Annotated in this window: 23 protein-coding genes and 1 tRNA gene; 18 read left to right on the top strand and 6 right to left on the bottom strand. The window is 72.0% G+C overall.

The annotated features are described in order from the left end of the window. Positions 1-126: 126 nt before the first annotated feature. A complete protein-coding gene (locus tag ACZ5Y0_RS23015; RefSeq protein WP_469130553.1) occupies positions 127-300 on the bottom strand; it encodes a CsbD family protein in 174 nt (57 codons plus the stop codon). A 134-nt stretch (positions 301-434) separates the two neighbouring features. Here ACZ5Y0_RS23015 and ACZ5Y0_RS23010 point away from each other — a divergent pair, with 134 nt between their 5' ends. From ACZ5Y0_RS23010 to ACZ5Y0_RS22990, 5 genes are all read left to right on the top strand, one after another. Then, positions 435-605: a hydrophobic protein gene (locus ACZ5Y0_RS23010; protein ID WP_132889616.1), complete on the top strand. Its 171-nt coding sequence runs from the start codon at positions 435-437 to the stop codon at positions 603-605. A gap of 576 nt (positions 606-1,181) precedes the next feature. Further along, positions 1,182-1,985 (top strand): alpha/beta fold hydrolase, encoded by an 804-nt coding sequence (locus tag ACZ5Y0_RS23005; protein ID WP_469130552.1) that lies wholly within the window; start codon positions 1,182-1,184, stop codon positions 1,983-1,985. Further along, positions 1,985-3,271, top strand: coding sequence for a PP2C family protein-serine/threonine phosphatase (locus ACZ5Y0_RS23000; RefSeq protein ID WP_469130551.1), 1,287 nt, complete (start codon positions 1,985-1,987; stop codon positions 3,269-3,271). The genes ACZ5Y0_RS23005 and ACZ5Y0_RS23000 overlap by 1 nt, the downstream gene beginning before the upstream one ends. Beyond that, entirely contained in the window at positions 3,268-3,609 is a 342-nt protein-coding gene (locus ACZ5Y0_RS22995) for an STAS domain-containing protein (RefSeq protein WP_469130550.1), read from the top strand. The genes ACZ5Y0_RS23000 and ACZ5Y0_RS22995 overlap by 4 nt, the downstream gene beginning before the upstream one ends. Positions 3,610-4,130: 521 nt before the next feature. Continuing rightward, the gene (locus ACZ5Y0_RS22990) at positions 4,131-4,436 is read left to right on the top strand and encodes a hypothetical protein (protein ID WP_469130549.1); all 306 of its coding nucleotides are present in this window, start codon (positions 4,131-4,133) and stop codon (positions 4,434-4,436) included. A 150-nt stretch (positions 4,437-4,586) separates the two neighbouring features. On the opposite strand, the gene ACZ5Y0_RS22985 is transcribed toward ACZ5Y0_RS22990, so the two are convergent. Beyond that, positions 4,587-4,673 (bottom strand) — tRNA-Ser (locus ACZ5Y0_RS22985). 85 nt (positions 4,674-4,758) lie between these two features. Further along, complete coding sequence (locus ACZ5Y0_RS22980) at positions 4,759-6,297, bottom strand: S1C family serine protease (protein WP_469130548.1); 1,539 nt, start codon at positions 6,295-6,297, stop codon at positions 4,759-4,761. Positions 6,298-6,607: 310 nt separating this feature from the next. On the opposite strand from ACZ5Y0_RS22980, the gene ACZ5Y0_RS22975 reads away from it, so the two are divergent. The 3 genes from ACZ5Y0_RS22975 (at position 6,608) to ACZ5Y0_RS22965 (ending at position 9,827) form a co-directional block, all read left to right on the top strand. Further along, complete coding sequence (locus ACZ5Y0_RS22975; protein ID WP_469130547.1) at positions 6,608-7,447, top strand: glycerophosphodiester phosphodiesterase; 840 nt, start codon at positions 6,608-6,610, stop codon at positions 7,445-7,447. Positions 7,448-7,741: 294 nt separating this feature from the next. Next, positions 7,742-8,293, top strand: coding sequence for an ATP-binding protein (locus ACZ5Y0_RS22970; protein WP_469130546.1), 552 nt, complete (start codon positions 7,742-7,744; stop codon positions 8,291-8,293). Positions 8,294-8,861: 568 nt separating this feature from the next. Further along, the gene (locus tag ACZ5Y0_RS22965; RefSeq protein WP_469130545.1) at positions 8,862-9,827 is read left to right on the top strand and encodes a DUF5926 family protein; all 966 of its coding nucleotides are present in this window, start codon (positions 8,862-8,864) and stop codon (positions 9,825-9,827) included. A gap of 324 nt (positions 9,828-10,151) precedes the next feature. Here ACZ5Y0_RS22965 and ACZ5Y0_RS22960 read toward each other — a convergent pair whose 3' ends face one another. Then, positions 10,152-10,766, bottom strand: coding sequence for a hypothetical protein (locus tag ACZ5Y0_RS22960; protein ID WP_469130544.1), 615 nt, complete (start codon positions 10,764-10,766; stop codon positions 10,152-10,154). Positions 10,767-10,822: 56 nt separating this feature from the next. Then, on the bottom strand, positions 10,823-11,488 hold the full coding sequence (locus tag ACZ5Y0_RS22955; protein WP_469130543.1) for a bifunctional DNA primase/polymerase: 666 nt from the start codon (positions 11,486-11,488) through the stop codon (positions 10,823-10,825). 516 nt (positions 11,489-12,004) lie between these two features. Here ACZ5Y0_RS22955 and ACZ5Y0_RS22950 point away from each other — a divergent pair. The 4 genes from ACZ5Y0_RS22950 (at position 12,005) to ACZ5Y0_RS22935 (ending at position 17,877) form a co-directional block, all read left to right on the top strand. Continuing rightward, a complete protein-coding gene (locus ACZ5Y0_RS22950; RefSeq protein WP_469130580.1) occupies positions 12,005-13,510 on the top strand; it encodes a PP2C family protein-serine/threonine phosphatase in 1,506 nt (501 codons plus the stop codon). 122 nt (positions 13,511-13,632) lie between these two features. After that, a complete protein-coding gene (locus ACZ5Y0_RS22945; protein ID WP_469130542.1) occupies positions 13,633-15,090 on the top strand; it encodes an aminopeptidase P family protein in 1,458 nt (485 codons plus the stop codon). 78 nt (positions 15,091-15,168) lie between these two features. Further along, positions 15,169-16,545: a MocR-like pyridoxine biosynthesis transcription factor PdxR gene (pdxR, locus tag ACZ5Y0_RS22940; RefSeq protein WP_469130541.1), complete on the top strand. Its 1,377-nt coding sequence runs from the start codon at positions 15,169-15,171 to the stop codon at positions 16,543-16,545. A 90-nt stretch (positions 16,546-16,635) separates the two neighbouring features. Continuing rightward, positions 16,636-17,877 carry an MFS transporter gene (locus ACZ5Y0_RS22935; protein ID WP_469130540.1) on the top strand — a complete coding sequence of 414 codons (1,242 nt, stop codon included), beginning with the start codon at positions 16,636-16,638 and terminating at the stop codon, positions 17,875-17,877. A 216-nt stretch (positions 17,878-18,093) separates the two neighbouring features. Here the strand turns inward: ACZ5Y0_RS22935 and ACZ5Y0_RS22930 are convergent, their stop codons facing one another. Then, a complete protein-coding gene (locus ACZ5Y0_RS22930) occupies positions 18,094-18,552 on the bottom strand; it encodes an ATP-binding protein (RefSeq protein WP_469130539.1) in 459 nt (152 codons plus the stop codon). A gap of 242 nt (positions 18,553-18,794) precedes the next feature. On the opposite strand from ACZ5Y0_RS22930, the gene ACZ5Y0_RS22925 reads away from it, so the two are divergent. The 6 genes from ACZ5Y0_RS22925 (at position 18,795) to efeB (ending at position 25,068) form a co-directional block, all read left to right on the top strand. After that, a complete protein-coding gene (locus ACZ5Y0_RS22925) occupies positions 18,795-19,634 on the top strand; it encodes a hypothetical protein (protein ID WP_469130538.1) in 840 nt (279 codons plus the stop codon). 178 nt (positions 19,635-19,812) lie between these two features. Next, positions 19,813-20,568 carry a YcnI family copper-binding membrane protein gene (locus ACZ5Y0_RS22920; protein ID WP_469130579.1) on the top strand — a complete coding sequence of 252 codons (756 nt, stop codon included), beginning with the start codon at positions 19,813-19,815 and terminating at the stop codon, positions 20,566-20,568. An 80-nt stretch (positions 20,569-20,648) separates the two neighbouring features. Then, positions 20,649-21,299, top strand: coding sequence for an SCO family protein (locus ACZ5Y0_RS22915; protein WP_469130537.1), 651 nt, complete (start codon positions 20,649-20,651; stop codon positions 21,297-21,299). After that, a complete protein-coding gene (locus ACZ5Y0_RS22910; RefSeq protein ID WP_469130536.1) occupies positions 21,296-21,751 on the top strand; it encodes a copper chaperone PCu(A)C in 456 nt (151 codons plus the stop codon). The genes ACZ5Y0_RS22915 and ACZ5Y0_RS22910 overlap by 4 nt, the downstream gene beginning before the upstream one ends. A 13-nt stretch (positions 21,752-21,764) precedes the next feature. Beyond that, positions 21,765-23,783 carry a copper resistance CopC/CopD family protein gene (locus tag ACZ5Y0_RS22905; protein WP_469130535.1) on the top strand — a complete coding sequence of 673 codons (2,019 nt, stop codon included), beginning with the start codon at positions 21,765-21,767 and terminating at the stop codon, positions 23,781-23,783. A 7-nt stretch (positions 23,784-23,790) separates the two neighbouring features. Beyond that, entirely contained in the window at positions 23,791-25,068 is a 1,278-nt protein-coding gene (gene efeB / locus ACZ5Y0_RS22900; protein ID WP_469130534.1) for an iron uptake transporter deferrochelatase/peroxidase subunit, read from the top strand. The last annotated feature ends 41 nt before the right edge of the window (positions 25,069-25,109 follow it).

Below are 25,109 nucleotides of genomic sequence, written 5' to 3'. Positions count from 1 at the left end.
CATCGAAGACCGCGACAGCGAATAAACCCTCATTCAGAACTGCCGAGGAACGAAAACACGGGAGCAGGGCCTTCACCCCCCGCCAGAGGGGGGTGAAGGCCCTGCTCCCGTGAGAAACTCGAGATCTCAGTGCTTGAAAGCGTCCTTGGCCTTTTCCTTCGCTTCCCGCGCGTCACCCGTGGACTTTTGGGCCTGTCCCTCGGCGGCCGTGCGGTCATTTCCGGAAGCCCGGCCCACGGCCTCCTTGACCTTGCCCTCGGCCTGCTCCGCCTTCGCCTTCGCCTTCTCGCCAGCCGACACTGCGCGCCTCCTCCAACGATCTTTTCCGTCTTCGAGTAACCCCCGCCTGCCCTCGACCTCTCTCCATAAACAAGGCGGCACCGGTGAATGAGAGGAAGGATGCCGGGAATACGGCGGTCAGGAGGTTGATAACTATGGTTCCCCTGCTTCTCGTCCTTCTTCTGGCGCTCATCCTGTTCGGTGCCGGTTTCGCTCTCAAGATCCTCTGGTGGGTCGCGGTCGTGGTGCTGGTGGTCTGGCTCCTCGGCTTCGTGATGCGCTCCACCACGACAGGTGGCGGCCGAGGCCGCTGGTATCGATGGTGACCTGACCGCTCTGCGTCACCCCGTAGGTGCAGGGCCCGGCCGACGTCTCGGCTGGGCCCTGCACGCATGAGATCCCAAGGGGCCGATGAAGCACATGTCCGCCTCAACCGCTCGAACGAGTCACACAGGAACAACGGGGTGGAAGCCACCTGCCGGGGGCGGGATACGCCCGCGCCACGGAACCGGCGCGACCTCCTGTCGTCCTGCCCCCGGTCCCGGTCCCCGCGCTGCGCCCCCTCTTCGACCGCCCGCCGGGAAGGCGCCTCAGGTCTTCCTCTCTCAGCCACCGCATTACCCCCGGGGGGTCTACGACCACGACCCGCCGAGATGCCCGACACCAGCGCGCGGGGAGGAGCGCTGCAATGTCGGGGTACCGGTGACAAGGCGGATTTCCGGGTATATCCCTGCCTCCCGCGCGCCGCGATTACGGTTGCCGCCGGAGCGGCCCGCGACGTCCGCCGGTGCGGTACCTGCTCGCCGGGCTGTGAACCGCGAGTCGGTTGTGAAGGCACCGGGCAGGGCGTGAGGATTCGGGGCGGTACCGGAGAAGGGAACGCGGCCTGCGAGACTGGCGGTATGGATATCGATCGCAGGAACAACGTCACCGTCACCGGCAACCCGCAGGGGCCGACGGTAGTGCTGGCGCACGGATTCGGCTGTGATCAGAACATGTGGCGTCTCACCGTTCCCGCCCTGGCCGAGGACTACCGGGTGGTGCTGTTCGACTACGTGGGTTCCGGCCACGCGGATCCGTCCGCGTTCTCGGAGGACCGCTACGCCTCTCTGGACGGTTACGCACGCGACGTCGTGGAGATCTGCGAAGCGCTCGACCTGCACGACGCGACCTTCGTGGGGCACTCGGTGAGCGCGATGATCGGAGTGCTGGCCGCCGGCATGGCCCCGGAACGGATCGGGGCGCTCGTCATGGTCGCTCCGTCACCGCGCTACATCGACGACGCCGACTACCGGGGCGGCTTCAGCGCGGAGGACATCGACGAGCTGCTGGGGTCCCTGGAGTCGAACTATCTGGGCTGGTCGGCGGCGATGGCTCCGGTGATCATGGGGAACGCGGAGCGGCCCGAACTCGGCGAGGAGCTGAAGAACAGTTTCTGCGCCACCGACCCGGAGATGGCGCGCATCTTCGCCCGGACCACGTTCCTGTCGGATTCGAGGGACGACCTGAAGACCGTGCAGGTGCCGACCCTGGTGCTGGAATGCACTCAGGACGCCATCGCCCCCCGAGAGGTCGGCGCCTTCGTGCACCGGGCGATCCCCGGCTCGACGCTCGTCACCCTCGACGCGAGCGGGCACTGCCCGCACCTGTCCGCGCCGGAGGCCACCAACGAGGCGATCACCGCCTTCCTGGCGAGCCTACGGTGATGTGCCGCACCGGGCAGCAGGCCGAACCTCCCGGCACCGGTGGCGAGGAGTCACCCAATGCCGTCTTCGCCTCACTTCTGGAGGACAGCGCCGAGGAGCTGTACGAGTCCGCGCCGTGCGGGTATCTGTCCACGCTGATGGACGGCACCATCGCGAAGATCAACGCCACGCTGCTGGGCTGGCTGGGCCTGGACCGGGAGGCGGTGGTGGGCCGGATGCGGTTCACCGACCTGCTGACCGTGGGCGGCAAGCTCTACCACGAGACGCACTTCGCGCCGCTGCTGCGCATGCAGGGCGAGATCAGCGGGATCGCCCTGGAGATCAAACAGGCCGGCGGTGCCCGGATACCGGTGCTCGTCTCCTCCGTGGTCAAACACGGCACTGGCGGTGAGCCGCTGCTGATCCGCACCACGGTCTTCGACGCCCGGGACCGCCGCTCCTACGAGGAGGAACTCCTGCGCCGCCGGAAGCTGGCGGAAGAAGCACTCAAGCAGGCGGAGGCCGACCGCGCCCGGCTCCAGGACGCCCTCGCCGTCCTCCAGCAGTCGCTCCTGCCGGACACGCTGCCGCAGGTCCCCGGGATGGAGGCGGCCGCCCACTACCACACCGCTCACCCCGACCAGCTCGGCGGCGACTTCTACGACGTCTTCCCCGTCGACGGCAAACGCTTCGCCTTCTTCCTCGGCGACGTGTGCGGCAAGGGCCCCCAGGCCGCCGCGGTCACCTCACTGACCCGCTACACCCTGCGCGCCGCCGCCCTGCACGACCCCGACCCCGTCTCCGCCCTGTCGACCCTGAACAAGGTGCTCCACCAGCGGTACACCGGCAGCGACCCGCGCTTCTGCACCGCCGTGTTCGGCACCCTCGATCCCGACCCCACGACCGGTGAGGTCGCCGTCCAGCTCGCCTCGGGCGGCCATCCGCCGGCCCTCGTCCTGCGGGCCGACGGCACGGCCGACTACCTGCCCACTCCCGGCGGCCTCCTCGTCGGCGTCCTGCCCGCCGCACCCTTCACCACCGCCACGACCGTGCTCGCGCCCGGTGACACCCTCCTGCTCTACACCGACGGCCTCACCGAGGCCCGTACCGGCGAGGACCGCGCCGCTCTGTACGGAGACGAGGCGCTGCTCGCCTTCGCCGGCGCCCAGGCCGGCAAGCCCGCACAGGGCGTCGTCCAGGCCCTCATCGGCCTGCTGGACGACTTCGGCGAAGGACTCGACGACGACACCGCCCTGCTCGCTCTCGGCGTCCCCGCCCCCGATCCCCGGACAGAAAGCTCCCGATGAGCTCGCTGAAGATCACCACGCGAGACGCTGCGACCGGTCCCGTCCTGGAGATCAGCGGTGAACTCGACTACGCCAGCGCAGGCGAACTGCGTGGGTTGCTCCACACGATCACTCTCCGCCCGGGTCGGCGCCTGGTCCTGGACCTGGCCGACATGGAATTCTGCGACTCCAGCGGCCTTGCCGCTCTGGTCGCGGCCCGCAACCACGCCCAGGCCTCACAGGCGGACATCGCACTCGCCGCAGTCCCCGCCAACACGCTGCGCATCCTGCACGCCGTCGGCCTCGACCAGATCTTCACCCTCCAGCCCGGCAGCGACGCCGCCGCCACCCCGCCCTGAACCGCCCGGCACCCACCCGGGCGGCGGCAACGCCGACCGGTCGCCACGCGCCGATTCGGCACCCGGCGCGCGAAGGACACGCTCGGACGAGCAGCGGCACGACCACGAAGGCGAACGGTCGTGGACGTTGGTCCACGCCCGGCCCACCCCACTGATCCACGACGGGCCGGGAACGGACCGCTACGGCGTGCGTGCGTGTCGTTCTGGCTCCGCTCCGGGGTGAGCCTTGCCGATGCCGCCCGCCGCGCAGGGCAGAGCGTCGCCGTTTCCCATGGTTACCACGCCAAGGTGCTGAATGGGGAAGAGGCCAAGGTGAACGCGCTCGACCAGCGGGGGCCGGCTGAGCATGAGGGCCAGGAACACCACGCCCTCGGAAAGATCCACATACAGGCTTCGGGTCGTCCTCTCGTCCGATAGTCTCCCCGCGCCACGTCATCGTGCCCGACGTCATGTTCGGGCCGACCATGTGACGGGGCAACGTGACTTCGCGGCTCACGCAGCCTCGCTGAGCGGAGAACACCATGGCCCGATGGGTCGTCCTGCAAGCTGAAGGTCAGGCCGAAGCCTTCCGGTACACGGTCCACCGCGAAGCAGAGGGAACGGAGGCCGAAGCGCTGGCCGCGCTCCTGCACGTCGTCGACACCTTTGACGAGGCCGGCACCGCAGCAGGGCGCCGACGCCAGAGAAGACAGGTCTTCCGCGTCACCGAACGCAGCTACTTCGTGCGCGTCGAGAACCTGTTGTCGGTACAGGAGGCGCACTTCACCCTCGCCGAACTCGTAGCCGACACCCACGACGACGACCTTCCCGACGCCGTGGGGGGTTGACGGAGCGGCCGTGAAACCCGGCCGCAGGTCGGCCGCACGCGCTGGTCGGAGCTGGGATACCGGCGAGCCAGGGTCAGACAGGGTGAACACCGAAGGGGTGCCGCTCCGGAGAGTGGCACCCCTTCTGACCTGCAACGCTGTTGACCTGCGCGGAGGCGGTGAGATTCGAACTCACGGTGACATCGCTGCCACGACGGTTTTCAAGACCGTTCCCTTAGGCCGCTCGGGCACGCCTCCCCGCGTCGCCAGTGATCGGGCGACGCGGGGACAAGAGTAACGGGTGGCCACACGCGTGTGGTGTCGTGCGTCGGCTTGCTGGGGATCAGCTGTCGCCCTTGCGGGAGCCGAGGGTGAGGTCGACGGTGTGGGTCTTGCCGTCGCGCTGGTAGGTGATCGTGACCTTGTCGCCGGGCTTGTGGGTCCAGATCTCGCCGATGAGGGTCGGGCCGCTGTCGATCACCCTGTCGTCGAGCTTGGTGATGACGTCGCCGGGCTTGAGGCCGGCCTTGGCCGCGGGGCCGCCCGCCTCCACGGCGGCGGCGCCCCCCGCGCCCTGGTCGGTGATCTTCGCGCCGCCGGTGGACTCCTCCAGGGAGACGGAGGCGCCGATCTTGGCGTACACCGGCTGCCCGTCCTTGATCAGTTCCTGGGCGACGTACTTGGCCTGGTTGATCGGGATGGCGAAGCCGAGGCCGATCGAGCCGGACTGGGTGGTACCGCCCAGCCCGCCGCTGCCGGTGGACTGGATCGCCGAGTTGATGCCGATCACGTTGCCCTGGGCGTCGAGCAGCGGGCCGCCGGAGTTGCCCGGATTGATCGAGGCGTCCGTCTGGAGGGCGCTCATGTACGAGGCACTGCTGCCGCTGCCGTCGGAGGAGGCCACGGGACGGTTCTTCGCGCTGATGATGCCCGTCGTGACCGTGTTGGACAGGCCGAAGGGCGCGCCGATGGCGATCGTGGAGTCGCCGACGGCGACCTTGTCGGAGTCGCCGAGGGTGAGCGGCTTGAGGTCCGAGGGCGCGCTCTTCAGCTTGATGACCGCGACGTCGTAGCCCTGGGCGTGGCCGACGACCTCGGCGTCGTACTTCTTGCCGCTCGGGAAGGTGGCGGTCACCTTCCCGCCGTCGACCGCGTCGGCGACGACGTGGTTGTTGGTGACGATGTGGCCCTGGGTGTCGAAGACGAAACCGGTGCCGGTGCCGCCCTCGCCGTCGCTGGACTCGGCCTGGATGGTGACGGTGGACGGCAGTGCCTTGGCGGCGACGCCGGCGACGGTGCCCGGGTCGCGCTTGACGGAGCCGCCGCTGTCGGAGGCGGAGACGGTGGTCGAGCCGGTGTCCTCGTTCTTGGCGAGGGTGTAGCCGAGGCCTCCGCCGAGGCCGCCCGCCACGAGGGCGGCGACCAGGACGGCGGCGGCGAGGCCGCCGCGGCCACGGCGGGCCTTGGGCGCGGCGGGCTGCTGGTAGGCGGCGCCCCAGGCGCTGGTGTCGGCTCCGGCGCCGCCGGGGCTGCCGTGATGCGGAGCCTGGGCGGGGTGCGCCGGCTGTGCCGCGTAGGAACCGAAGCCGCCGTCGGCGTAGGCGGCGGTGGGGGGCTGCGGGGGCGGCCAGGCGGCGTCCGCCGGTGCCGCCGCGTTGGGGGCGGCGGGCGGCGGCCAGCTGCTCTCCGGGGCGCCGCCCGGCGAGGCGGGGGCAGCGGTCGGCACCGGCGGGGGCGTCGTCGGCAGCGGGGTGGTGGGCGCGCCGGTGCCGGGGGCGGCCTGCTGGGGGGAGGCCGTGGGAGACTCCACCGGCACGGGGGGTGCGGACGGGGCCGGGGGAACCGGGGTGCCCTCGTTGGTGCCCTCGTTCTCGGTGCTCACAGCTCTTCTCCTCGGTCCACGGCTGTTTCTATCGGTCGCACTCGGTCACGCTCGTTCACGCTTGTCGTCGACCCCGCGCTCCAGCTGTGCATGTGCTTTTGTACGTGTCAGCTTTTCCCACGGGCCGTCAGAGCACCATAAGCGGTGCCTGTGGGTCCTTGACTATTCCTTATATTGCTCATTCTGGTTCATAAACGGCACATCCCCGGAACATCTCAGCGGGTTCTCAGAGGGTTCTCAGACAGCCGCTCGCCGACGCCTCGCATCCGGCCGCCGGACGCGTACCCCGTGCCGGTGGCACCATGACGCGGTGACCCACGCACGGCAGCAGCAACGCATCCAGGTCGTCGCCCACCGCGGAGCCTCCGAGGATGCCCCAGAGCACACCCTGGCCGCGTACCGCAAGGCCATCGAGGACGGGGCGGACGCCCTCGAATGCGACGTACGACTGACCGCCGACGGGCACCTCGTCTGCGTCCACGACCGCCGCGTCAACCGTACGTCCAACGGCCGGGGCGCGGTCTCCCAGCTGGAGCTCGCGGATCTGGCGGCCCTGGACTTCGGCTCCTGGAAGACGCGGGCGGCACGGGAGGCCTGGAACGCGCGCGACGAGGAGCCCGACTGGGAGGTGCGGCCCGAGGACCGGGAGGTCACCTCCGTCCTCACCTTGGAACGACTGCTGGAGCTGGTCGCCGACGCGGGGCGCCGGGTGGAGCTGGCCATCGAGACCAAGCATCCGACGCGCTGGGCGGGACAGGTGGAGGAGCGGCTGCTGGTACTCCTGAAGCGGTTCGGCCTGGACGCGCCCGCCACGGCCGACGCGTCGCCGGTGCGGGTGATGAGCTTCTCGGCGCGCTCGCTGCATCGCGTGCGTGCCGCTTCGCCGACGCTGCCGACGGTCTACCTGATGCAGTTCGTCTCACCCCGGCTGCGCGACGGCCGGCTGCCCGCGGGCGTCCGGATCGCGGGACCCTCGATGCGGATCGTACGCAGCCACCCCGCCTACGTGGAGCGGCTGAAGCGGGCCGGTCACCAGGTGCACGTGTGGACGGTGAACGAACCGGAGGACGTCGACCTCTGCGTCCGGCTGGGCGTCGACGCCATCATCACCAACCGCCCGCGCGCGGTGCGGGACCGACTCGACCGGTGACCCTCCCCTCCGACTCCGCGCCCGAGACGCTTCCGTAGGAAGAAACAGAAAGACACAGAAGCCCCACCGGCCCCCTGCACACCTCTTGACCACGAGCACCACCTCAACCATCCTCGCTTCTCAGCCATACCGAAGAAATCCAGCCACACGACGACCTTCCCTCACCGGGGGTGCTCCGGCGCATTCGCTCCGTGTTGATCGTTGTGAGTGCGTCACGGGACATGGATTGGCCGGTTTCCGGTACAGGCCAATGGGGCATCCACACCGTGGCGTGGGGCGAAGGAGGTCTCGGGGGTGGCGTTGGTGGTGGCACAGGAGGTGCCCACGTCGGCAAGCATGGCCGTACCCCATGGCCCTGCGGGCGTGGGCGAGGCGAGGCACCGTATGCGCGCTCAACTGCGCACCGGCGGAGTCTCGGAGGCGGTCATCGACGACGCCGTGCTGATCCTCTCCGAACTCTTGAGCAACGCGTGCAGGCACGGTCGTCCGCTCGGCGACGCGTTGGCCGGGGACGGCGATGTGCGGGCCGCGTGGCGGGTGGACTCCAGCGGCCGGCTGGTCGTCGAGGTGACCGACGGCGGCGGGCCGACCCGGCCGGCCCCGGCGACCCCCTCCGTCACGGCGCACGGCGGACGCGGGCTCAACATCGTCACGGCGCTGGCCGACGACTGGGGCGTCCGGGACGACGCCCGTGGGGAGATCACGGTCTGGGTCGTCGTCCACGCGGATGTGTACGACCCCGACGCGGGCTGCCGACGGGACGACTTCGCCACTCGGGTCGGCGCGCCGTCGGTGAGGTCGATGCCGGACCTCGACTTCGCGGACGCGTTCGACGACCTCGACTAGTCCGAGGCGGACGGACCCGGCACCCCGTCCGCCGACCGGGCGGACCGCACCGGCCCTCGCCACCCGGCAGGGAGGCGGACCGACGGCTGTGACATGGCGCGGAGCGACATGGCCGCACCGGTGCACGGCGCGGACCGACGCGCGGCCGCACCGGTGCTGATCTCCGCCCGGCCCAGCGGCGGGACCGGCCGGGTCCCGACCGCCCGACAGCCGAGCGGACCAACCCGATTCCGACCGTCCACCGGACCAGGCGAACCGGCCCCCTAGCGACTGTCCCGCAGGCCGACGGAGCGGACCGGTGGCGCGGGGCGCGGACCGACGCGACGGAGCGGTGGGGCGGGGCGCGAACCGATCTGCCACACCGGTGCTGATGCCCGCCCGGCCCAGGGCGGGACCGGCCGGGTCGTTCGGGCCGGCCGGATCGCCGGGGGCCGGCCCGGGTCGCCGCTCGTCAGGTCTCGGCGCACCGTCCACGGGGCCGGGCGTTGTCCACAGGTTCCCGTGGCTTTCCGTGCGAGCGGCTAGGCTCCCGCCAGTACCAGACGAGCCGTACCCGGGAGACACCCAGATGGCCAAGAAGCGACCTCAGACGAAGGCCACGCGGCCGCAGCCCACCGAGGGGGAGATCCCGGTCGTCGGCGCGCGCGAGCCCTGCCCCTGTGGCAGCGGGCGCCGTTACAAGGCCTGTCACGGCCGGGCCGCCGCCCATGCCGTGACCGAGCTGGTCCAGCGTCCCTTCGAGGGCCTGCCGGGCGAGGGCGACTGGGTGGCGCTGCGCGAGCTGGTCCCGGCGGCCACCGTCGAACTGCCCCTGAAGGAGGGGCTGCCCGAGGGCGTCCCGTCGGTCACGCTCGCCACGGTGCTGCCGATGGCCTGGCCGGCCCTGCGCCGGGACGACGGCTCGGTCCTCCTGGGACTACAGAACGACACCCCCTCCGGGGACATCAGCCGCGACCTCGCCGACACCCTCCTGCGGGCGCTCGCGGCGGAACCGGGCACGCCCGTGCAGGCCCGGCGCGCGCCGGCCGACGGCCCGCGGATGCAGGATCTGCTCGACCCTGAAGGCGCGTTCGAGCCAGTTGTGCACAGCGGTTTCGAGTTCTGGGTCCCGGACCCGGAGAACGCGACGCCCGAGGTGACCGCTTCCCTGGAGCGGGCCAACGCCGCCGCGATCCCGACCGTGAAGCTGACCGGCGTGGACGCCGCGTACTGGTGCGAGACCCCGGAGAAGAACCACCTGCGCTGGGTCATGCCGCACCCGGAGGAGCGGCTTCTGGACGCGCTCGCGCGGCTGCACGCGGCGGGTCGGTCCAGCCTGGGCGAGGGCACCCGGCTGGTGGGTTCCTTCCGCGCGCACGGCCTGACCGTGCCCGTGTGGGACCTGCCGAGCGGGGTTTCGGCCGAGGACGTGGAGAAGCCGGCCGCCGAGTTCGCCGAGCGGCTCGCGCCGGCGCTGGCCTCGGACGCGCCCCTCACGACCGACGAGCGTCGCGCCCGTGGCGGTCTCACCAACCGGCAGGTGACGCTCAGCTGAGGCACGGGGGCGGATCGGGCGCGCGCCGGCCGGCCGGTCGGCGCCCGGCACCGGGCGGGACGGCGTGACTCCGCTCACAACTCCCGTTCGCACAAGGCGAGTCGGCGCCATAAGCGCCGATCTGACGGTGTCCGGAAAGCCGATGAAAACAGGAGATCGAATTTGCTTGTAGCCGATCTCTTGTTACCGTTCCAATAGCCCGGTTGCTGGTGCATCCCCCGTCGCCAGCAACCGGGTCTTCTCATGCCCGGCCCCGCGCCAGACCCCGTCCCGGCCCCGCGCCCGGCCTCCCCCTCCGCCCCGCGCACGCACCGGCATCGAACGTCAACGCCCTGTGCCCGTCGCGAAGTTGCTGCCGGAACGCACCAGCAGCGGCCCCTCACCGAAGGCCCGCGCGAACTCCGTCACCGCCGTGTACTCCGCGGGCCCGCCCCGGCGCGCCTCACGGGGCGTCTCACAGGTCCCCGGCTCGTCGTCGGCGCCCACCGCGCACCGCGTCCGCACCGTACGCCCGCCGGGCCCCATGAAGCTCAGGGCGGCCTCCAGAGCACTGCCGCTGACATTGCGGTAGTAGGTGCGCGCCCAGGTGTCCTCGCCCTGGGCGAGCACGCAGGTCTGTGCCTCGATGCCGTCGGGGGAGGTGACTTCGGGCCCGCAGCGGGCCGCGGTGGCCACGCCGAGGCCGAGCAAGAGGGGCGTACCGGAGGGTTCGACGCGGGGCGCCTTGGCATCCGGACCGTGACCGGCGGTCGGTCGGCGGGCGCGGCCGTCGGTGCCGGGGGCCAGGTCCCGCCGCTCGGCGGAGCGGGGTTCGTCGCCCACGGGCCCCGCGGACGCCATGGCCAGGGGCAGGGCGATCACACACACCACGGTGCCCCCGAGGCCGAGGAGACGGAGCCATCGGGGGCCTGGGGGCGCTCCCCCAGAATGTCGCTGCATGGTGCGGAAGATAACGAGCCCAGGCGGGCATCCGGTCCGGTGAGCGCCCGACACCCTTACAACTCGGGCGCGCTCACACCCGTACGAGTGAGGGCGTCGACGACCGCGTCCACCACGGCCTCCACGTCGGGCACCCAGGGCGAGGCCGAACCGGGCAGCGGCGCGCGCTCCCAGCGGATCTCCCCCTGGCCGGTCTCGGAGGGCGGCAGGGCGAGGTAGCCGCCTTCACTGTGGAAGCGCAGCGAGCCGGGGACGAAGTCCTTGGCGTAGAGCAGCTCGCCCAACTGCGCCATGGAGTAAGGCCGGACGAGGATCGACCACCGGGTGGCCGAGGCGACGACCGGACCGAGGCGCATGCCCTGCCGGTCGAGCGCGACGAGTGCGCGGGAGGCGGCGGGGGCGGGCAGGCTGACCGCACAGGGTGCCTGTCCGCCGGTGGCCAGGACGATCGGCGCCGTGGGGCGGTTGGTCCACCACCAGCGGACCATGCGCGCGTCGGTGGTGGCCGTCAGAAGGCCGGGGTCGAAGGGATGGGCGCCGGGCACCGAGCATTCCGGGTCGGGGCAGCCGCACCGGGACCTCCCCTGCGGGTTCGCCGTCACACCCGGGAGTACGGGCCACTGCCATTCCGTCGCGAAGGTGAGGGCCGCGTCGATCAGTTGGGGGCCTCCGTCGCTGCGCTGGGACAGGAGCCTGCGTCGCCTTCCGAGGATCTCGCGCATGAGCGCTCGTTCCTTTCCGTTGCACCGCTGGCAACACCGTGGGTCTCATCACACCATGTGTCGATCACTTCACTGTGCGTACCTGTTGGCGCATCACACCCCTGTCCGAGACAAGGGGAACCCCTCAGGATCGAGCATCGGCTGCGCTGACGCGGCCACTCCGTCCCATACTGCGCCCAACTGGTGCCTGGGCCTGGCGCGGGGTGGCGAAGTGTGGCGTTTTGCCGTCCGCGTGGTTCTCTCCGCCTCCGCCACGGGAGGATGGGGCACGGTCGTCGGTGGCTAGGACGCCGGGGCGGGTCGCCAGGTTCCGAGTGGCTCCCGATGACCCCTGGTCCTTACCGAGTACGTACCCATCACGACCGCTGTGACGCTCCGTGGAACGAGCCCAGTCGACCGCAAACACCCGTTCCCCGAGGCAGTTTCAAGCCAACTTTGCGATTACGCAAGGGAGCCGGACGAAGCGTGACCGACAAACCCGCCGATCCCGCGGACACCAGCGATCTCAGCAGGACAATGCTGGACATCCCCTCACGAGTGCGTGTACATGTGGAGACACCGCTGGCGGCGCAGAATGACATGGGGGTTTGCGATGCTTTTGAGCAATACGCACCGGTCCGAGAGCCGGACGCCATGAAGGCCCCTCACCCTTCGAAAGTGGCTGGAATCGATTCAACGGTCCCCGCGCCCGCCCACACTGTCGCGCCCGCGTCCGTCACCCCGGCCGCCCCACCGGTCCCCGCCGGCGCGGGAGTGCTCCTCCAGGACCGGCTGGCCGGCTGGGTCTCCGATCTCACGACACTCCACGAACTCACCGAACGCCTGGCCCGTACGGCCACCCTGCCCGACGCCCTCCAGGAACTGCTGCGCGCCGGATCCGCCCTGGTGGGTGCCCGGCGCGGGCTCGTCGTACTGGAACCCGCCGACAGCCTGGGGCCCGACACCACGGTCGGACTCGGCCTCGGCCGCGCCGACCTCGGCCACATCGAGACGGTGCCGCGCAGCTCCATGTCGTACGGCCGCATCCTCGACGGACTGCCCGGCGGCGAGGGCGAGATCGCCCAGCCCGACCTGTTCTCCGAGGGCGGCCTCGACCCGCGGCACCGCGAGGTGGCCGCCCGCCTCGGCTACGCCGCCAGTTACGCCCTGCCCCTGGCCGGCGAGGGCACGGACCGCCTGGGCGCGGCCGTCTGGCTCTACGACGAGCCCGCCGAGCCGGGCGAGCGCCAGCGCCACCTGATCGGTCTGTACGTCCGCTACGCCGCCGAGCACCTCGCGCGCCTCGTCGAACTCGAACGCACGCGCGCGTGCATGAGGACGATGACCGAGGAGCTGCTGCCCTCGCGGTTGCCGAGAGTGGCCGGCGTCCAGCTCGCCGCCCGGCACCGCGCGGGCCCGCGCGGCGGCGGCGACTGGTACGACGCGCTTCCGCTGCCCGACGCGGCGCTGGGCCTGGCCGTCGGCTCCGTCACCGGGTCCGGGCCGAGCGCGGTCGCGGCGATGGGCCGGCTGCGCGCCTCGCTGCGGGCGTACGCCGTGATGGAGGGCGAGGACCCCGTCGCCGTCCTGTCCGACCTGGAGCTGCTGCTGAGGCTGACCGAGCCCGCGCGCTCGGCCACCGCGCTGTTCGCCTACTGCGAGCCCGCGCTGCGCAAGGTCACCCTGGCCGGGGCCGGACACTGCCCGCCGCTGCTGGTGGGCGAGCGGCGCACGGAGTTCGTCGAGACGTCCGTGTCCGCCCCGCTGGGCATGCTGGCCTGCTGGGAGGCGCCGAGCGTGGAGCTGGAGGCCGAGGCCGGAGAAACGGTGCTGCTCTACACGGACGGGCTGCTGCACCGTACCGGCGACCCCGTCGACCGCGCCTTCGCCCGGCTGCGCGCGGCCGCGGCCGGGGTCCCCCGGTCGGTCCGCCACGATCCGGGCGCGGTGGCCGACCATGTGCTGCGGACGGTGCTGCCGGAAGGGCTGGACGCGGCCGACGGCGCGGAGGACGTCGTCCTGGTCGCGGCACGCTTCGAGTGAGGGCCGGATCAGAGCGTCCGGCCCGTCCGTTCCGGCAACGGTAAGAGGTCATTCGCCCCTGTGCCCCCTTCTGCACGACCGTACGATGGACGGGGCCCAGTGCCGTATCAAGGAGGATGACCGTGGCGGAAGAGCTTCCGGAGACCCCGGAGACCGCTGAAGAAGAGCCCATCAAGGAGCGCAAGAACGGCCTGTACCCGGGCGTGTCCGACGAGCTGGCCGAGAACATGAAGTCCGGCTGGGCCGACGCGGAGCTGCGTGACCTGGAGCCGATCGCCCAGGCCGCCGAGACCGCCGCCCGCCGCGCCGCGCTCTCCGCGCGCTTCCCGGGCGAGCGCCTGGTGATCCCCGCCGGCAACCTGAAGACCCGCTCGAACGACACGGAGTACGCCTTCCGCGCCTCGGTCGAGTACGCCTACCTCACCGGCAACCAGACCGAGGACGGCGTCCTGGTCCTGGAGCCCAGGGGCGACGGCCACGCCGCCACGATCTACCTCCTGCCGCGCTCCGACCGCGAGAACGGCGAGTTCTGGCTCTCCGGCCAGGGCGAGCTGTGGGTCGGCCGGCGGCACTCCCTCACCGAGGCCGAGAAGCTGTACGGCATCCCCGCCGCCGACGTGCGTGAGCTGGCCGGCCTGCTGCGCGAGGCCACCGGTCCGGTGCGGGTCGTCCGCGGCTACGACGCCGGCGTCGAGGCCGCGCTGACCGACAAGGTCACCGCCGAGCGCGACGAGGAACTGCGCGTCTTCCTCTCCGAGGCCCGCCTGGTCAAGGACGAGTTCGAGATCGGTGAGCTACAGAAGGCCGTCGACTCGACGGTCCGCGGCTTCGAGGACGTCGTGAAGGTCCTCGACAAGGCCGAGGCGACCAGCGAGCGCTACATCGAGGGCACCTTCTTCCTCCGCGCGCGCGTGGAGGGCAACGACGTCGGTTACGGCACCATCGCCGCCGCCGGCCCGCACGCCTGCACGCTGCACTGGGTGCGCAACGACGGGCCCGTGCGCTCGGGCGACCTGCTCCTGCTGGACGCGGGCGTCGAGACGCACACGTACTACACCGCCGACGTCACGCGCACGCTGCCGGTCAACGGCCGCTTCAGCGAGATCCAGAAGAAGATCTACGACGCCGTGTACGACGCCCAGGAGGCCGGCATCGCGGCCGTCCGGCCGGGCGCCAAGTACCGCGACTTCCACGACGCGGCGCAGCGGGTGCTGGCCGAGCGGCTCGTCGAGTGGGGCCTGGTCGAGGGACCCGTGGAGCGGGTGCTGGAGCTGGGCCTCCAGCGCCGCTGGACGCTGCACGGCACCGGTCACATGCTCGGCATGGACGTTCACGACTGCGCCGCCGCGCGCGTGGAGTCGTACGTCGACGGGACGCTGGAGCCGGGCATGGTGCTGACGGTCGAGCCGGGACTGTACTTCCAGGCCGACGATCTGACCGTGCCGGAGGAGTACCGCGGGATCGGCGTCCGGATCGAGGACGACATCCTGGTGACGCGGGACGGGAACCGCAACCTGTCCGACGGACTGCCGCGGCGGTCCGGCGAGGTCGAGGCGTGGATGGCTGCGCTCAAGGGCTGATACGGAGTCGATGGCCGGGCACCGGTGAGGTGCCCGGCCATCGCCGTGTCCGCTTCACGCACCTAGGGGGAGGGCTTCGTGGACGACTTCTGGCCCGGGTTCGGTGTCGACCTGTATCTGGAGACCGACGGCACCGAGGGGCGGCGGGCCGGGCTGGAGCGGGCGCTGCGGGACGCCGTGCGGGGCGGGCGGCTCGCCCCCGGCACCCGGCTGCCGGCCACCCGGCGGCTCGCGACGGAGGCCGGCATCTCGCGCAACACCGTCAAGGCCGCCTACGACCAGCTGGTCGCCGAGGGATACCTGACCGCACGCCAGGGTTCGGGGACCCGGGTCGCCGCGCTGCCCGCCACCGCCGCGGAACCGCCCGTCGCCGCCGCACGTGGGGCACGCGAACCCCGCTACGACCTGCGGCCCGGCAGCCCGGACGTCGGCGCCTTCCCCGCGGCGGCGTGGCTGCGGGCGCTGCGCCGCGCGATCGCCACGGCACCCTCCCTGGCGTACGACTACGGCGATCCGCGCGGGCGCGTAGAGCTGCGCACGGCGCTGTCGGGGTATCTGGGGCGGGCGCGCGGCGTCATCGCGCCGCCGGAACGGATCGTGATCACCTCCGGGTACGTGCAGGGGCTCGCGCTGCTCACGCGGGCGCTGGAGGGCGCTCCGGTGGGCATGGAGGACCCCGGCCTGCCGTTCCACCGGGAGGTCGTACGGCGCAACGGCGGGCAGGTGGTGCCGGTGCCGGTGGACGAGTGGGGGGTGTGCCCGCGGGAGCTGGGCGATCTCTCGGCGGTGGTCGTCACGCCCGCGCACCAGTACCCGACCGGCGTGACACTGCACCCGGAACGGCGGCGGGCGCTCACGGACTGGGCACGCGCGCGGGGCGCGCTGATCGTCGAGGACGACTACGACGGTGAATTCCGCTACGACCGGCAGCCCGTGGGCGCGCTCCAGGGGATGGCGCCGGGGCAGGTGGCCTATCTCGGCACCGCCTCCAAGACGCTCGGGCCCGCGCTGCGGCTGGGCTGGATGGTGCTGCCGCCGCACCTCGTCGACGCCGTCGCCGACGCCAAGCTGCACAGCGACCACCACACCGAGACCATCGGTCAGCTGGCCCTCACCGAACTGATCACCGGACACGCCTACGACCGTCATGTGCGCGCGTGCCGGCTGCGTTACCGCCGTCGCAGGGATCTGCTCCTCGACCGGTTGGGGGCACGCAGGGGCGTGCGCGGGATCGCGGCCGGGCTGCACGCGCTGGTCGAGGTCCGCGACGAGGCGGACGTACTGGGACGGGCGGAGGCCGAGGGCCTCGCGGTCGGCCGGCTCGGCGACCACTGGCACGCGCGCGAGGACACCGAGGGGCGGCCGCAGGGGTTGGTCGTGGGATACGGGACACCGCGGGAGCGGGCCTATCCGGGGGCGCTGGAAGTGCTGGCGAAGGTGCTGGAGGGGGCCTGAGCGGGGCTCCGGCCTCCGTCGCATTGGGCCCCTGAGACAGCTCCGGATTGGTGCTATTGACGGGTCCACCGGACCCCTACTTTCGTGAGCATGACGAAGACGCCGCCGCAGCGCCTGCTCACCCTGGCCCAGTTGAGCAACTCCGTCGGGGACGGCGCCTACTACACGACGTCGGCGCTCTACTTCACCCAGGTCGTCGGTCTCGCCCCCGCGCGCGTGGGGCTCGGGCTCACCATCGGCTGGACGGTCGGCTCGCTGGCCGGACTGCCGCTGGGCCGGCTGGCCGACCGGCACGGACCGCGGGGTACGGCGGTGCTGCTGGCGCTGGCGACCGGGCTGGCGGTGGCGTCCTTCACGCTGGTGCGCGGCTTCCCGCCGTTCGTGCTGGCTGCCTGCGCGTACGCGGCCGCGCAGTCCGGACTGGCGGCGGCCCGGCAGGCGCTGCTGGCCGGGCTGGTGCCCGCCGGGGAGCGGACCGGGCTGCTGGCCCGACTTCAGTCGACGCTGAACGCCGGGCTCGCGGTGGGGGCCGGGCTCGGCGGGCTCGCGCTGCACGCCGGTACGCGGGCGGCGTATCTCACCGTGTTCACGGTCGACGCGGTGAGCTTCCTGGTGTGCGCGCTGCTGCTCCTCGGGCTGCCCCGTCTCGCGTCCGTCCCGGTCCGTCCCGGCGGCGGCCTCGGGGTGTTGCGCGACCGGCCGTACGCCGTCGTCGCGCTGCTGAACACCGTGCTGCTGTTGCGGCTGCCGCTGCTCAGCCTGGTCCTGCCGCTGTGGATCACCGAGCGGACCGGGGCGCCGGCCTGGCTGGTGTCCGCGCTGTTCGTGCTCAACACCGCCGCGGTGACGGTGTTCCAGGTGCGGGCGGCGCGGGGCGTCACCGGTCTGGCCGGCGCCACGCGCGTGCTGCGGCACTCGGGCTGGTTGATGTGTGCGGCCTGCGCCGTGTTCGCGCTGTCCGCCGGGACACCGGCGCGGGTGGCGGTGGGCTTACTGGTGCTGGGAGCGGTGCTCCAGGTGGCGGCGGAGATGGGGCAGTCGGCGGGCGCCTGGCAGTTGTCCTTCGACCTGGCGCCGACCGACCGCGTCGGCGAGTACCAGGGACTGTTCGGCACCGGGGTCACCGTGGCCCGCACCCTCGGCCCGCTGGTCCTGACGGCCCTCCTCGTGGAGTGGGGAACGCCGGGCTGGCTGCTGCTGGGCGGACTGATCCTGGCGGCGTCGTACGCGATGGGCCCGGCGGTACGGTGGGCTGCCGGGCGGCGGGAGGGGGAGGCCGGGGCGCCGGGCGGTGCTCGGTCGGACCTGGTCGGCCGGCCCTCGCAGGCGTGACCGGCAGGGAGTCCACGAACAGCGCTCCCGTCAGCGGGCCGGCGCTGCCGCGGGGGCTCCACGCGCGCGTGGAGGTCGGCGTCGAGCGCGGAGGCGTCCTCGTGGTTTCCCGTCATGGACACGGAAGGCGGGAACGCCGCCCGTCGGGAACGTGGGCGGCGGCCGGCAGACCGCCGGGAGTGCCGTCGAAGCCGAGGCCGCCCTGTCGACGGGTCGTCAGACCGCCATGAGCGGGGCGCCCTTGCGCCACTTGAGGATCTTGTCGAAGCTCACCACGGCCCCGCCGACGCCCGGCTCGTTGCCGATGTGGACGTGGTCGGCGAGTTCCCGGATGAGGTAGAGCCCGCGGCCCGCCTCGGCGTCCGTGTGCACGTGCGCGTGGGCGGGGGTGGGACAGGGAGCCGTGAAGCCGGGGCCCGAGTCGGCGACCTCGATCCGGCACTTCTCGCCGTCGAGGTAGGCGGTGACCCGGTAGGCCTCCGAGCAGCCGCCGTGCGCCGCGCTCCTCCCGCCGTGCTCGACGGCGTTGGCGCAGGCCTCGCTCAGGGCGACGGAGAGGTCGTACGAGACGTCGGGGTCGACACCCGCCGTCTCCATCGTGCCGAGCAGCAGTCGGCGGGCCAGCGGCACGCTCGCGGCCTCGCGACGCAGATGGAGTGACCACCAGATGCTCATGCTCCAGCCTCCAGGCCGCGGCTCGACATACCGATACGTATTGCCGCACTGAACCGTAAGTAAGCGCGAATTCTCCGTGACACCGCCCATATGGGGGATGTGTGGGCCGCGGAAATCGGTGTATGCGTGACTCACAGGCATCAGCCATATCTGTCGCACCAAAAGGTGATCTTCCGGGTCGGGCGGATTCCTGCGGACCTGGCGTACGGCCACCGGACGGCCAGTGCGATGATGAGCCCGCCATGACTGACCCCCACCAGCGCACGGCGCGCTCCGGAGGCACTCTCCGGCTGCTGCGGGCCGCGGTGTTCGCCGCGGTCTGTGTCGTGCTGGCCGGGGCCGGTCACACGCTGGGCGCCTGCGCCGCCGTTCCCCTGTGGACGCTGGGCGCCGGATTCCTGGGGGCTCTCGCGGTCGTGGTGCCGCTCGCCGGGCGGGAGCGGTCGCTTCCGGGCATCGCGGCCCTGCTCGCCGTCGGGCAAGCCGTCCTGCACACCCTGTTCGGCCTCGGGCAGCACGGTACGGCGGCCGTGGCACCGACCGCGGCCGCCGCCTCCGACGCCGCGCTGGTCGAGCGGGCGGCACGGCTCGTGTGCGGGGCCACCGCCGCGGCCCTGAGCCCCGCCCAGGCCCAGAAGATCCTCGTCGAGGCCAGGCTCCAGCCGGCCGGCAGCGGGACTGGCACCGGTGCCGGGATGAATTCCATGCACCACCCGGCGGACGCCCTCGCCGACACCGCGGGCTCGTCGCTGTCGCTGCTGCCGTCCCTGCCGATGCTGCTCGGTCACGTCCTGGCGGCCGTCGCCGCCGGATGGCTGCTGCGGCGCGGTGACTCGGCCCTGCTGCGGCTCATGGACCTGTCCGCGCACGGCGTCGCCGAAGCCGCGTCCGTACGGTCCCTGCGCGGGGCACTCGCCCTGGCGCGTGCCCTGGTCGCCGGGCTGCCCGCCCTGCCGCAGACGGGTCCGCGCGTTCCGCGCACCGCACAGCTCCCTTCGCTCCATCCGCCCGCCGAGGCGCTCCAGCACACGGTGATCAGGCGCGGTCCGCCGACCGCCGCCGCACTCGTCCTCGCTGCCTGACACGACACGACCAGCACTCCACTTCAGGGGGGCGGCCGCCGTCGTGCGGCACCCGCGCGTGCGCACGCCTCCGTGCCCACGCCCGACCTCACGGTCGTACCTCACCCCTCGTTGCTCACCGTCGTACCTCACTCGGAGTGGAGTGCTCACTGTCATGAAGCCTGTTCTGAAGCGCGGTCTGAAGGTCTCTCGCCTCGTCGGCGCCGTCGGCGTCGCCGGTTCCGCCGTTCTCGTCCTGTCCTCGCCCGCCTTCGCGCACGTCAGCGTGCAGCCGGAGGGCACCGCCGCCAAGGGCGGCTACGCCCTCGTGAACTTCCGTGTCCCCAACGAGCGCGACAACGCCTCGACCACCCGGCTGGAGGTCAACTTCCCGGCCGACACCCCGCTCTCCTCGGTGATGCCGGAGAAGATCGACGGCTGGAAGATCACGATCACCAAGAGCAAGCTGGCCAAGCCGCTGGAGGTGCACGGCCGGCAGATCTCCGAGGCCGTCTCCAAGGTGACGTGGACCGCCGAGGACAAGGGCATCCAGCCCGGCTTCATCCAGCAGTTCCCGGTCTCCGTGGGCGCGCTGCCCGAGAACGCCGACCAGATCGTCTTCAAGGCGATCCAGACGTACTCCAACAAGGAGGTCGTGCGCTGGATCGAGGTGCCGAAGGAGGGCGCCGAGGAGCCGGAGAACCCGGCACCGGTGCTCGCCCTCTCCGCCGCCGAGGACGGCCACTCCCACGGTTCGTCCACCGAGGAGTCCGGTGAGTCGTCCGAGGAGTCCGGCGACGCCGAGCCGGCCGCCGCCACCAGCGAGGCCTCCGACTCCTCCGACGGCACCGACACCACCGCCCGGGTCCTGGGCATCGTCGGCATCGTCGTCGGCGCCGCGGGCGTGGCCTACGGCGTGCTCGCCGGCCGCCGCCGGTCCACCGACGTCTCCTGAGGTCCGCTCGTCCGCGGTGCGCACCGGGGTCACTCAAGCCCCGGTGCGCACCGGAGTTCACACATCTGGGACATTTCTCCATGCGCAAGAAGACGTTCGCCGCGGCCGCGCTGCTCGCCGCGGCCACTCTCACCCTCTCCGCCTGCGGCAGCGGCGACAGCGGCTCCGCCCCTGTCGCGGCCGTCTCCGAGGAATCCTCGAAGCAGGTCGCGACCGTGCTCGACCAGCCCTTCACCAAGCCGGACCTGGTCCTGACCGACACCCAGGGCAGGCCCTACGACCTCCGCAAGGAGACCGCGGGTCGGCCGACGCTGGTGTACTTCGGCTACACCCACTGCCCGGACGTCTGCCCGCTGACGATGAACAACATCGCCGTCGCGAAGAAGCAGCTCTCCAAGGCGGACCAGGACGCACTGCGCGTCGTGTTCGTCACCACCGACCCGGACCGCGACACCCCGGCCGCACTCGGCGCCTGGCTCAAGGGCATCGACTCCCAGGCCGTCGGCCTGACCGGCGACTTCGCCACCATCCAGACCGCCGCACGCGCCCTCGGCATCTCCATCGAGCCGCCGCACAAGGACAAGAACGGCAAGATCGTCTCCACCCACGGCACCCAGGTCATCGTCTTCTCCCCGAAGACCGACAGCGGTTACGTGCTCTACGGCGATGCGGCCACGGTCGACGACTACACCAAGGACCTCCCCAAGATCGTCAAGGGGCAGAATCCGTGAAGCGGTCCCATGCCTGCGCCGCCGCGCTGACAGCCGCCCTCGTCCTCGCGGGCTGTGGCTCCGGCAACGACAGCTCGGCGGCCGAATTGTCCGTCAGCTCCGCCTACATGCCACAGCCCGTCTCCGACTCCATGGCCGCGGGCTTCCTGACGATCACCAACGAGGGCGGTACGCAGGACGAGCTGACCTCCGTCACCAGCGATGTCGCGGGCAGCGTCACCGTCCACCGGACCGTCGGCGGAACCATGCAGGAGGCCGACGCCCTGGAGGTACCGGCGGGCGGCCGGCTCCGCCTGGCCAGCGGAGGGAACCACCTGATGTTCGAAAAGCTGAAGCGGAAGCCGCTACAGGGCGAGAAGGTGACCGTGGAACTGCACTTCGCCGACTCCGGGACCGTCGAGGTCGACATGCCGGTGGAAGCCGCCACGTACACCCCGAACACCGGACACTGAGGGAGGGACCGCCTTGCCCACGACCATCGCCCCCAGAATCCGGACGCTGGTGCTGCTGTTCCTGGCCGTCACCGGCGCGCTCCTCGCCGGCGCCGGGCAGGCCTCCGCACACGCCGCGCTGACCGGCAGCGACCCCGCGCAGGGGGCGGTGGTCGACAAGGCGCCCACCCAGGTCTCACTCACCTTCTCCGAACAGGTCTCCACGAGCGCCGACGCCGTGCGCGTGCTCGACCCCAAGGGCAAGCGCGTCGACACCGGCAAGCCGTCCGCCGTCGGCGGTACCACCTACGCCGTCCCGCTGCACTCGGGGCTGCCGGACGGCACGTACACCGTGACCTACCAGGTGGTGTCCGCCGACAGCCATCCGGTCGCCGGCGCCTACACCTTCTCCATCGGCGCCCCCTCCGCGACCAGCGTCTCGGCGACCGCGCGGGAGGCCGGCGGGGGAGTCGTCGGCCTGCTGTACGGCTTCGGGCGGTACATGTCGTACGCCGGGTTCATCGTCATGGTCGGCGGGGCCGCATTCGTCCTGGGCTGCTGGCCCGGCGGCACCGGCGTGCGCGCGGTGCAGCGGCTGGTCGTCTCCGGCTGGCTGGCGCTCACCTCCGCCACGCTCTTCCTGCTGCTCCTGCGCGGCTCCTACACCGGCTCAGGCGAACTCGGCGACGTCGTCGACCTCGAACTGCTCGGTGAGGTCCTCCAGACCAAGACGGGTGCCGCGCTCGTCTCCCGACTGCTGCTCCTCGCCGCGGCCGCGCTGTTCATCGCCGTGCTCTTCGGCGCGTACGACAAGCGGGAGGGGGAGGAGAAGAGGGACCTGACCTTCGGGCTCGCCATCGGCGGGACCGTCGTGGCGGCCGGGCTCGCGGCGAGCTGGGCGATGGCCGAGCACGCCTCCACCGGACTCCAGCCGGGCATCGCGATGCCGGTGGACGTCGTCCATCTGCTGGCCGTCGCCACCTGGCTGGGCGGGCTGGGCACGCTCCTCGTGGCGCTGTACCGGGGGGACACGCCGGTGCAGGCGGCGGCCGTCCGCCGGTTCTCACAGGTCGCCTTCGCCAGTGTCGTCGCCCTCGTCGCGACCGGCGTCTACCAGTCGTGGCGCCAGCTCGGCTCCTGGTCGGCCTTCACCGAGACCCGCTACGGGCAGCTCCTGCTCATCAAGATCGGGCTCGTGGCGCTGCTGGTCGGCGTCGCCCGGATGTCACGGCGGTGGACCGACCGGCTGGGGGAGACGGCCGAGACCAGGACGGCACGGGCGGGGACGGCGGAAGCGGAGACGGCCGAGATCGAGAGGACGGGAGCGCAGACGGCAGGAGCGGGAGCGAAGGCGTCCGCCGCGGGGAAGGCCTCCGCCCCGGTGACCGAGCCGGCCGCCGCGCGGACGCCCTCCGGGGACGCGGCCGGGGGCACCGGCGGGGACGGGTCAGGTTCCGCGTCCGCCGACGCCGAGCGGACCGCTCAGCTCGCGCGGCAGCGAGCCGCCATGGACGCGGCGCGGCAGAAGCGGCTGCGCGACGCAGACCCCCACCGGCTCGGGCTGCGCCGCTCGGTGCTCGCCGAGGCGGGCGTCGCCGTCGTCCTGCTCGCCGTCACCACGGCACTGACCTCCACCGAACCGGGCCGTACGGAGCAGGACGCCAAGGCGGCTACGGCGGCTTCCTCGTCCTCGGCCTCGTCGGACACTTCGGGGGCCGTGACGCTGGACATGTCCTTCGACACCGGCGGCACGGACGGCAAGGGGGTCGTCAGCGTCGACATCGACCCCGCGCGGACCGGTGCCAACGAGATGCACGTCTACGTGACCCGCCCCAACGGGCGCGCCTTCGACCTCCCCGAGGTGAAGGTCGCCTTCACTCTCGAAACCGAGAAGATCGGGCCGCTGCCCGTCACCCCCGACCACATCACCACCGGCCACTGGTCGGCGAGCGGAGTGCAGATCCCCATGGCCGGCGAATGGCAGATCGCCGTGACCGTGCGGACCTCCGACATCGACCAGGTGACCGTCTCCAAGAACGCGCAGATCGGCTGAACCACCCATGTCTGACCAGACCCTTCCCAAGGCCTCGGAGAAGCCCCTGTCCCCCGGGACACCCGCGGCGGGCCTGACGCGACGCAGGCTGCTGGGCACTGCCGGCGCCACCGGACTCGTGGTCGGTGGCGCGGGCGGCGCCGCCGGGTATGCCGCGGCTCCCGCGCAGGCCGCCCCGCTGTCCTCGATCGGGTCCGACCGGGCGATGTTCCACGTGAAACATCAGCCCGGCATCACCCAGGGACTCCAGGCCCGCGGCCATCTCGTCGCCTTCGACCTCGCGGCCAGCGCGGGCCGCAAGGAGGCCGCGGCACTGCTGCGCCGCTGGTCGGAGACGGCCCGGCGACTGATGGCGGGCGAGCCCGCGGCGCAGGACGACACCGACGTGGCGCGGGACGCGGGCCCATCCTCCCTGACGATCACCTTCGGCTTCGGCCACAGCTTCTTCGCCCGCACCAACCTGGAGGAACAGCGTCCGACCGCCCTGGACCCGTTGCCCGACTTCTCCTCCGACCGGCTCGACAAGTCCCGCAGCAACGGCGACCTGTGGGTGCAGATCGGGGCGAACGACGCCCTGGTGGCCTTCCACGCCCTGCGCGCGATCCAGAAGGACGCGGGCAGCGCGGCGAAGGTCCGCTGGCAGATGAACGGCTTCAACCGGACGCCGGGCGCGACCGCTCGGCCCATGACGGCCAGGAATCTGATGGGCCAGGTGGACGGCACGCGCAATCCGAAGCCGACGGAGGCCGACTTCGCCGAGCGGATCTTCGTGCCGGAGTCCGGGTCGAACGACCCGGCCTGGATGGCCAACGGGTCCTACGCCGTCGTACGCCGGATCCGCATGCTCCTCGATGACTGGGAGCAGCTGTCGGTAACGGCTCAGGAGCAGGTCATCGGGCGCCGCAAGGCCGACGGTGCACCGCTGTCCGGGGGCGCCGAGACCGCCGAGATGGACCTGGAGAAGACCGACGCCAACGGCGACCTGGTCGTCCCGATCAACGCCCACGCCCGGATCACACGCCCTGACCAGAACGGGGGCGCGGCGATGCTGCGCCGGCCGTTCTCCTACCACGACGGCATCGACGCCGACGGGATGCCGGACGCGGGGCTGCTGTTCGTCTGCTGGCAGGCCGATCCGCTGCGCGGTTTCGTCACTGTGCAGCGCAAGCTGGACCGCGGGGACGCGCTGTCGAAGTACATCCGCCATGAGTCGAGCGGCCTGTTCGCGGTGCCGGGCGGGGCGGCTGAGGGCGAGTTCGTGGGGCAGCGGTTGCTGGAGGGGTGAGTCGCGCCGGGCGCAGGTCACGCCCGGTTCACTCGCGTGAG

It is taken from the genome of Streptomyces sp. NPDC033216, assembly GCF_055577115.1.
The sequence above is the reverse complement of the archived record's forward strand: the minus strand, read 5'-3'. Positions and strand labels throughout refer to the sequence as shown.